The sequence below is a fragment of the Gimesia sp. genome, from assembly GCF_048262075.1.
Classification (GTDB): Bacteria; Planctomycetota; Planctomycetia; order Planctomycetales; family Planctomycetaceae; genus Gimesia.
In genome coordinates this window covers 78,450-87,118 of record NZ_JBLXFK010000020.1, presented here as the reverse complement: position 1 = coordinate 87,118, position 8,669 = coordinate 78,450, and the positions used below count along the sequence as shown (strand labels likewise).

At 49.4% G+C, this 8,669-nt stretch carries 3 protein-coding genes; 2 read left to right on the top strand and 1 reads right to left on the bottom strand.

All coding sequences use genetic code 11. The annotated features are described in order from the left end of the window. On the bottom strand, positions 1–2,520 hold a 2,520-nt coding region (locus ACN0YH_RS25860; protein ID WP_417382496.1), incomplete at its 3' end, for a beta strand repeat-containing protein. Positions 2,521–3,758: 1,238 nt separating this feature from the next. Between ACN0YH_RS25860 and ACN0YH_RS25855 the strand changes: the two genes are divergently transcribed. Then, positions 3,759–4,319, top strand: a complete 561-nt coding sequence (locus ACN0YH_RS25855; RefSeq protein WP_417382495.1) for an RNA polymerase sigma factor — start codon at positions 3,759–3,761, stop codon at positions 4,317–4,319. 109 nt (positions 4,320–4,428) lie between these two features. Continuing rightward, positions 4,429–8,568, top strand: a complete 4,140-nt coding sequence (locus tag ACN0YH_RS25850; RefSeq protein ID WP_417382494.1) for a protein kinase domain-containing protein — start codon at positions 4,429–4,431, stop codon at positions 8,566–8,568. Positions 8,569–8,669: the final 101 nt, after the last annotated feature.

Sequence of the window (8,669 nt, the reverse complement as noted above, 5' to 3'; positions counted from 1 at the left end):
GATCCCCCCCCCCACTGACAAGTTGGTTCCCGAAGAAGTAAAGCCGCCACCATCGGTCGTCACATTGCCCGATACATTGACTGAGCTCGCAGAATCGAGCGTTATCGCTGCTGTCCCGCCGTTCTGGGCATCCAGCAGTCCACGCACATCGATCTTGCCAGCGGTAGTACTGATGTTGATATTACCTGCCGTAGTAAAAATATCGTCATACGTCCCTGTGGAAAAAGTATTTCCAGTAGATGTCAAAGACCCCACAACAACATCATGATTGATAGTCACAGTTTCAGCATCAATGATCAAATCAAGTTCCACAGAATAGGCATTTCCCGTCAGGAACTGGTCTGATCCCCCTCCACCATTAATCGTGAGTGAACCGGTGGGGTTAGTGAAGGTGGTATTCTCGAAACTGCTCCCGGTCAAACTGGAAGTGGCTCCATTGTCGGTCAGCGTCGCCACATCTCCCCCTCCGGTGAGATTGAAGACCGCGTTGGTTGTTGTACCGGTATTCGTAATGGGTTCCAGGCCAGCATAAGTAATGAGGGAGCCATCCAGACTGATGTTGCCATCATGAGCGTTGGTGTAGTCATAGATGGTGTCAGTGTGAATGCCGTTGGAAATCAGCAATTCATCAGAACCGCTGCCCCCTAAACCATTGAAAAACACCTCGCGGACGGGGATGGGATCACCGCCACTGAAATCGACCTCGAGCGAGTCACTGGAATTCGTAGCCCCGATCACGCGAACATCACTTGTGTGGTCCATTAATTGACTGGCGACGAGAATTCCATCACGGTAGATTTCGACCTCATCATCAGCCGTCCCCGCTCCAAAATCGTTGCGGACCACTCGGTAATCTCCCGCACCGCTAACCACCAGGGGAACCAGGACCGATTCAAAATTCTGGACGGTGATACCATCCAAAGCTGAACTCGGACCATCGGTACCAAACGTGTAGGGAGTAGTGCTGTTATACACTGCGAAAAAGTCAGCCAGGGCGGCCTGCACGCCGACATCCTGTGCCTCGGCATCGCTCAAGGAGAGAAACAGCGTGTCATATCCGCGGCCCCCATCATAGGTCAGCGTATGACCGCGGTCCAGAGATGCCGTCACCACATCGTTGTTGTTTTGAGAATAGATTAATAACGTCCTGGAAAACTGGACCCCTTCAAAATTAAGCGAATCATTAGCACCAGTTCCATAAATCCTGACACCCGTTTTCCCGCCATCATCAATGATATCGACATCGTTATCAAATCCATCAGCCAGGCCGATAATGGTATTATCGCTCAGTGCCAGAATCGTCGCAGTCTGACTAGCATTATTTCCTGAAAACGAGTCAGAGCTGTTGTTTGTTCCGGAGTAGATGAAGGTCGCATCGGCAGCACCGATGATGAACTGATCATTCCCATGACCGCCAAGATATCGCACGCCAGCTGAAATATCGGAAGTCGTGACCGTATCGTTATTATTGCCGGCGTTGACATAGAACGTGTCATCATAACCTGTAAATGTCACGTGGGAGAAGTTAAGGATATCATTCCCGCCGGTGCCATACACGCGGACGTTACTTTTACCATTCGCATCGATCTCGGTGACGCGTACTGCACCATCATTGAAGCCACTGGCCACTCCGATAATCGTGTTATCGCTGAGCGCCTGGAGCTTTCCGACCCCGGCACCCGTCGTGGTGAAGGAATCCGAACTGTTATTCGTTCCGGAGTAGATGAAGGTCGCATCGACAGCACCGATGATGAACTGATCATTCCCATGACCGCCCAGATATCGTACGCCAGCTGAAATATCGGAGGTCGTGACCGTATCGTTATTATTACCGGCGTTGACATAGAACGTGTCATCATAACCTGTAAATGTCACGTCGGAGAAGTTAAGGATATCATTCCCGCCTGTGCCATACACGCGGACGTTACTCTTGCCATTCGCGTCGATCACGTTCACACTGTTATTAAAGACGCTGGACAGACCAATTACCGTGTTGTCACTGAGTGCCTGAATAGTCGTCAGTCCGGAGCCGCTTGCCGTAAAGGAATCCGAACTGTTATTTGTCCCCGAGTAGAGGAACGTGACATCAGCATCGCCAGTAATAAACTGGTCATTGCCATGCCCGCCTGTCACCTGGGCCGCAATGCTCAAGCCGTCCAGATCAGACAGGTCAACGGTGTCCTGATTATTGCCACCATTGATGGAGAGGCTGGTAATTGCTGATACAGAGACACTCCCTCCCCCCAGATCCGTCGAGAAAGCACTCCCATTCGTGCTGAATTCCAGGAGGCCGGTGCCTGACTGTTCGCGCAGAGTCAGACTGTCATCACCTGAGGACCCCTGAAAGGTCACATCCGTCCCGGAGAAGATTGAAACAAATGTGAGCAGTGTACGGTCTTCTAAAGATTCAACTGCCTGTGCCCTCCTGGGCAAGTAAGTACGAGATTGAAATCGACGACGATGCCCCTGATTTCTGGTGGGGATGCGGAATAAATTTTTCAGCCAGTTCGTCAGTAACATCTTACTTTCCTTTATGTCGGGATGTACAAAACTTGATGCAATTGATTCCTCGTTGACTTGTCATTTTTGACGTAACACTCCCGCCAAAAAATACATAAAGCCATTAATGAATTTTTATTCATTAATATTTTATTGTTCATTATCTAATATATACTATTGTACTTTTCAACGTGACTTATTGTTAATTTACATAATTTCCACAAAGTATTCTGTCAGTGATGATTAAATAACTAGTCCACTTTCCAATAGGTGTCACTAACGATCAGATATGTGACATAAAGATAGTTTCATTAACGAATAATTATTAAATTAGTACCCATACTGTGTTTCTCAATCAGTTCTCTCGCCGTCAGAATTAAAAATTGCCACCGCGAAGGAGTTCCACTTTCAGTAGTCAGATCTGTTGATGATTGTTTGTTATTTCAACAATTAGACCGCCTCCATTTCCCGTAAAAATCCTGAGGAACGACTGCATAGAAATCGAAGATCCTGTACAGTATCAGGTTCTGAGTCGGTTAGCCTTTTGGCCGGGTACCAGCATCGACTGCAAGACTGTTAGGCGCTACCCAGGCTGTCTATTGGAAAGCTGCTGCGTACGCTCTCCCCCCAGATCCCATTCAACAATCCGGCACCGGATTCAGTGCAGATAATCGCAGTCGCCTGCAGAAGCAGTTCGCGCCCAAAATCGCAAGGAGACAAAAAAACGAAGGGCATCAGATATAAACTGAATTGCCTGATAGCGTATCCCCAGCACAGGACGTTGACTCCTGTCGAAACTCTGATCGCCTGAGTTCAGGCGAAAGATACAAAAAGACCCTCCGAGATTCTCAAAATTTTTGAATCTCAGAGGGCAGGCACCCAACGCCTTAGAAATACTTTCAATCTAATTCCAGGGAAGGGGACACATCCACTAGAAAGAGATCTCAAGTTATGGTTCTTTTCTGGTCGAAAGGCGATTTAACTTAATACATTTAGACCCCACTGTTTAAAACACAATCTTTTTAGCTTGCATCAAGCTTTATGCATGGGTACAAAAGTGTATAAGACATAAGATATGAAAGCTCAGTATGTGATTACCCCCTGCCCCTTCAATTAACACGCCGCTGAATCAGCAAAGCTTTTTCACTGTTAGTCCTCACACTGATAGGTGTAACGGCTCAATCAATTTGTGACAAAAAACGGGTTGTTTTATAATTTTTTCAGAAACTGTCTCAACACAGAAGATTTTCACCCGGGCCATGAGTATCCCCACCATCTCGACCACACTCATCAATCACGCTTCTCAGCGGGATCCCGAATCCTGCAACAGATTAATGCAACTCTCTGAATGGATTTTATTCAGGATTGCCAGTCGTGTGCTGGACCACAGGGAGGATGTGGAAGATGTCGTTCAGGAAACGCTGGCTGCAGTGGTCAAAGTCATGTCGACGGAGAACCTGCAGCTGGAATATGGTCGGCATAGCTATATCAGACTGCTGAAAACATGCCTGCGCAATGTTTCTGCCAATCATTTTCGCAAGAAACAGCTCACCCCCACTGGGGGCACCGACAATCTCATCCTCCTGCATAACCTGATCGATGACAACATCGAAACGGTTGAAGAAAAAAAGGATATCGCAGAGGGAATAATTCAACTTGCCGGGTTGACAGAAAGCGAAAAACAAGTCCTGAGACTCTATTTTCTTTGGGGAAAAACAGCTCGGGAGATTGCCGATGAAACAGGCGTGACACCGGCTAATGCTCGGAAGATTCAGTCAAGGGCGCTCCGGAAAATTCGCGATTTTCTGGGCGAAGATTGAAAAGTAACTGTTTTGATAGATTCGTTGTCACATTTCAGCCTGTTATCAACACTGTTACTTGAGGAAGAGACGTTTACTGATGCTGAAACTGTACTAAGGACCTGAACTGGTGGTTGCCTCAAATCCCTCCGACTGCCCGAATATCGCAACGCTATCCGACTATACTCTGGGTAAACTCGATTATAATCAAATCGATACGCTGAGTGACCATTTCAGTACGTGTACTCATTGCAAAGAAAGACTCGAAAGACTGGACGAAGAACCCGACGCGCTGATCAACAGCCTCAAGGTTCCCCCCCTTTCGATTGGCCAGATCTCTCTCGAGTATGAAATCGGCTCTGGAGGTATGGGGCGAGTTTTTAAAGGCTACGATACACGCCTGATTCGTCCTGTCGCCGTCAAACTGATCAACACAGAAAAACAAAAAGACTGGAAAGATCTGGCTGAGCGATTTGAACGTGAAGTGCAGATGCTGGCCCGCGTTGAATCACCTTATGTGGTCAAGGCGCTGTTTGCAGGTGAAGAAAACGGCTTCACCTATTTTGTCCAGGAGTACGTGGACGGACAGAATCTGAACCAGAAAATGGAACAGCTTGGATCTTCCATCCCCCCTCCGGCTTGTGCCAGCATTATCTATCAGATCGCCTCCGGTCTGACTGCAGTTCACCATCTGGGTATCGTACACCGCGATATCCATCCTGGAAATATTCTGATCAACACAAAAGGCTATGTTCAGATTGCTGATTTCGGACTGGCGTTTCAACCGGAAGGCTCCAACGATGGCGAGGAACTGACCGCGCTCAGACAGGGGTTCGGACAAATCAGTTATGTTTCCCCGGAGCAATGGAATGCGGCACACAACGCGACTGCCAAATCAGACATCTACTCCCTGGGATGCGTCTGGTATTTTCTACTCACAGGTCACCCGTTAAACCGCGACCCTAAAACGCTGGAAATCATTAATCCATCCACTCAGTTTCAGAATGTGAACCGGGTAGATCGAAAACTGCTTAAATCCATGCTGCAGCAGGATCCTCAACTCAGACCTGCGCCTGAAGAAGTCACCGTTGCATTGCAGAACCGGCTGGGGACTGCTGATTCGCTGGAATACATTCTTAACAACCAGCCAGCACAGGGGCCCTTAAGCTGGAAACGTTATGGAGTGCTGGCATTCCTCGGTCTGCTGGTCCTGTTTGCACTGCTGCTGGTATTCCCGGCTGCAAAGAGTAACTCTATCCAACAGACCAGCCAGGCTCTGCCAGCGGCCCCTCCGCCAGCGCCTGTAGCCACCCCCGTAAAGCAGGAACAGTATGTCCTGCGTTTTGATGGCGCCGATGATTTTGTAGAGACGCCCTTTGTCTATGACAGTGGAGAACCGGTTACCTTTGAAGCCTGGCTGACACCAGACTGCGAAGAACGTCCCCGGGACATGGAAATCATTTCCAACGCGGAGACCGCTGGGTTCCTCATGCGTCTGAAAAACGGAACAATGCCCGAATTTATGTTTCATGATGGTATCTATTATGCGAACCATACCAATTCACGCCAGATCGGGTGTGGCAAACGAGTACATCTTGCTGCTGTGTTCGATGGGATCAGTATCGGCATGTATGTGAATGGAAAAAAGCAGGGACTCAATTACCCCATACGACGCCGGCATCGCCATTCTCCCATTCCCATCCATCTCTGTGCCAATCCCGATCCTGCTCTGATTGGACGACCCGTCGCCGAGAAAAAAGCCTGCTTCGCGGGACTGCTGCATCAGTGTCGTTTTACCAAAGGAGCAATCTACCTGGAAGATTTCACTCCGGAAAAAAGATTGACTTCCGACGACTCTACCCTGCTGCTGTACCACTTTAACTCCGATACAGGGAATGTGATCCCGGATTTAAGCGGAAACGGTCGTGATGGAAAAATTGTCGGCGCGACCTGGGAAGAATTTGATCCCAGCAAAGTTCCTGGTCAGAATAACGAGTTCAAATGGCCCATTGAGATGCCGGACCCTGTACTGGTCAACGATACACCCGAGCGTATCCAGGAAGTTCAACAGGCCTGGGCTGACTTTCTCAAGCTGCCACCACAGATGGAAGTCTCCCTCGGAGATGGCGTCAAAATTGATCTGGAGCTGATCCCCCCCGGTGAATTTATGATGGGTACACTGGATGAAACGCTGAAAAATACCATAGCGTCGACAAAACAACGGGAAATCAAATACCAGGTACTGACAGCCGACCTGCCACACCATCTGGCACGCATTACCCAACCCTTTTATATGAGCCGTACGGAAATTTCCCGGAAACAGTATCGACAGTTTGTCAAGCAAATCCGTTATCAGACCGATGCGGAACGCGATGGGCGAGGGGGCACTGACTTTAATACAGGGGAGATTAATTCAAAGATTACCTGGGCCAGTGATCTGGGAGGCACACTCAGCGACGATCATCCCGCAGCCAACCTGACCTGGTATGATGCCCGCAACTTCTGCAGCTGGTTAACACGTAAACAGGCCCGGCTTTCGTTTGATCTTCCTGCCGAGTCCCAATGGGAATACGCATGTCGCGCTGGTACTTCCACACAGTGGTATCCCGCCGGAGAACAGCAACTCTCCCGCTTTGGCTGGTTTGGAACGACACACACTCATCCCTGTGGTCAACTCCAGACAAATGCATTTGGTCTGTATGACATGCACGGGAACGCCGCTGAATGGTGCCGCGATTATTTCTCCAATGAAGAGAGTTTCTCCAATCCCGTGAATAATCCCTCCGGTCCGCATACGGGGACTCAAAGAATACTGCGTGGTGGCTCAGCCATCCTGGATCCCCTCTCCTGTCGTTCCGCTTATCGGGAGGGTCGCCTGCCTGTGATGCGGGATGCGACCACAGGCTTCCGGATTTGTGCCACGCCCAATCCCACTACAGAAGACCTGGATAGTCTCGACCGGTTTTCCCTGCATTTCAATGGAGTCGACGATACCGTCGAATCCGTCTATGATTATCGCAGACCGAATGCCCCCCTGTCCATTGAATGCTGGGCCGACATTTCTGCAGAGAGTATGAACGACCCTTTTTCCTCCGCGGTCATCTATGACCTGCATTCGAAACTGCGGGCCACGTACTGTGTTCTGAGAAATCAACGCGTTCACGTCTACTATCACGAAGGAACCTGGACATGGCATGCCTTCTCTGCAGAGATCACTCCCGGAAGACATCATATCGCTGGCGTCTTTGACGGCATGAAGCTGAATGTGTTTGTGGATGGGCAGGGACCGGAAAAAGTGGCAAAGCAAAAGTCTCCGCGTGAAGCACGGTACCTGCGATCGCTCTTTCGAATTGGTACCGGCTCCTTCATCGAAGACAGGCAGCACCGTGGCTTTCAGGGAAATATTTCGCAGCTGCGCATCAGTGAAGAGACCATGTACGATACTGCCTTTCAGCCACCACCTCTACTGACACAACATGAATCAACCGTCGCTCTGTACCGCTTCGAACAAGGAAGTGGCAACCTGTTGCACGATCTCAGTGGTATGCATAATCATGGAAAAATAGTCGGCGCTGCCTGGTCAACCAGAACATTACCGGACAAACAACTCACCAGCCGGGGAATCCACTTTGATGGCGGCGACAGGCTTGAAACTACACTCCCGGACAAGTTTGAGGGAACTTTTACCATTGAAGCCTGGGTCTCACCCGATACCGAGCAGAAACTGACCCATCAGACCATGTTTCAATGGGGTTCCCTCAGCCTGAAATATCACATCAATCAAGGGGAATACTGGACATGGTCTCTGCTCGATCCCCAGTCCCAGGAAATTCCTATCTCATCAGTTTCCAGCCGAGATGTGGCCACCAGTCGCCCCGTGCATCTTGCCTGTCAGTGGAATGGATCCATATGGAAACTGTTCCTGAACGGGCTCCCCTGCGAAACACTCAGAATGAACAGCATGAACTTTGGGCGAGCCAGAAAAATTATTAAAGACTGCCTGCAGAAACCACTATTGATTGGGGGCACCCGCGCAGCAGGCAAGGCCGCTTCCCACGGATTTGAAGGCACCCTGCATGCACTCCGGATTTCAAACAGTGAACGCTATCGCAAACCGTTCACGCCTCCAGTTGATATCAAAGTGGATGACCACACCCTTCTGCTGTATCGCTTTGAGCAAATATCGGGAGACACAATACAAGATTCCTCCACTCACAAAACTAATGGCAAATTCCATAAAGCTACTGACGTTCAGAATGATCAACTTTGACCCATGGTCTGGTGAAGGGAGGTCTGATTTAATATTCTCTCGAGGAACGACACCATTTAGCTCTACCTCCCGGCAGCTTATCCATCAAAGTAGGCTGCCTG

Excerpts from the sequence above, each read along its gene's own strand:
- ACN0YH_RS25855 (WP_417382495.1), top strand. The coding sequence starts at position 3,759 with ATGAGTATCCCCACCATCTCGACCACACTCATCAATCACGCTTCTCAG.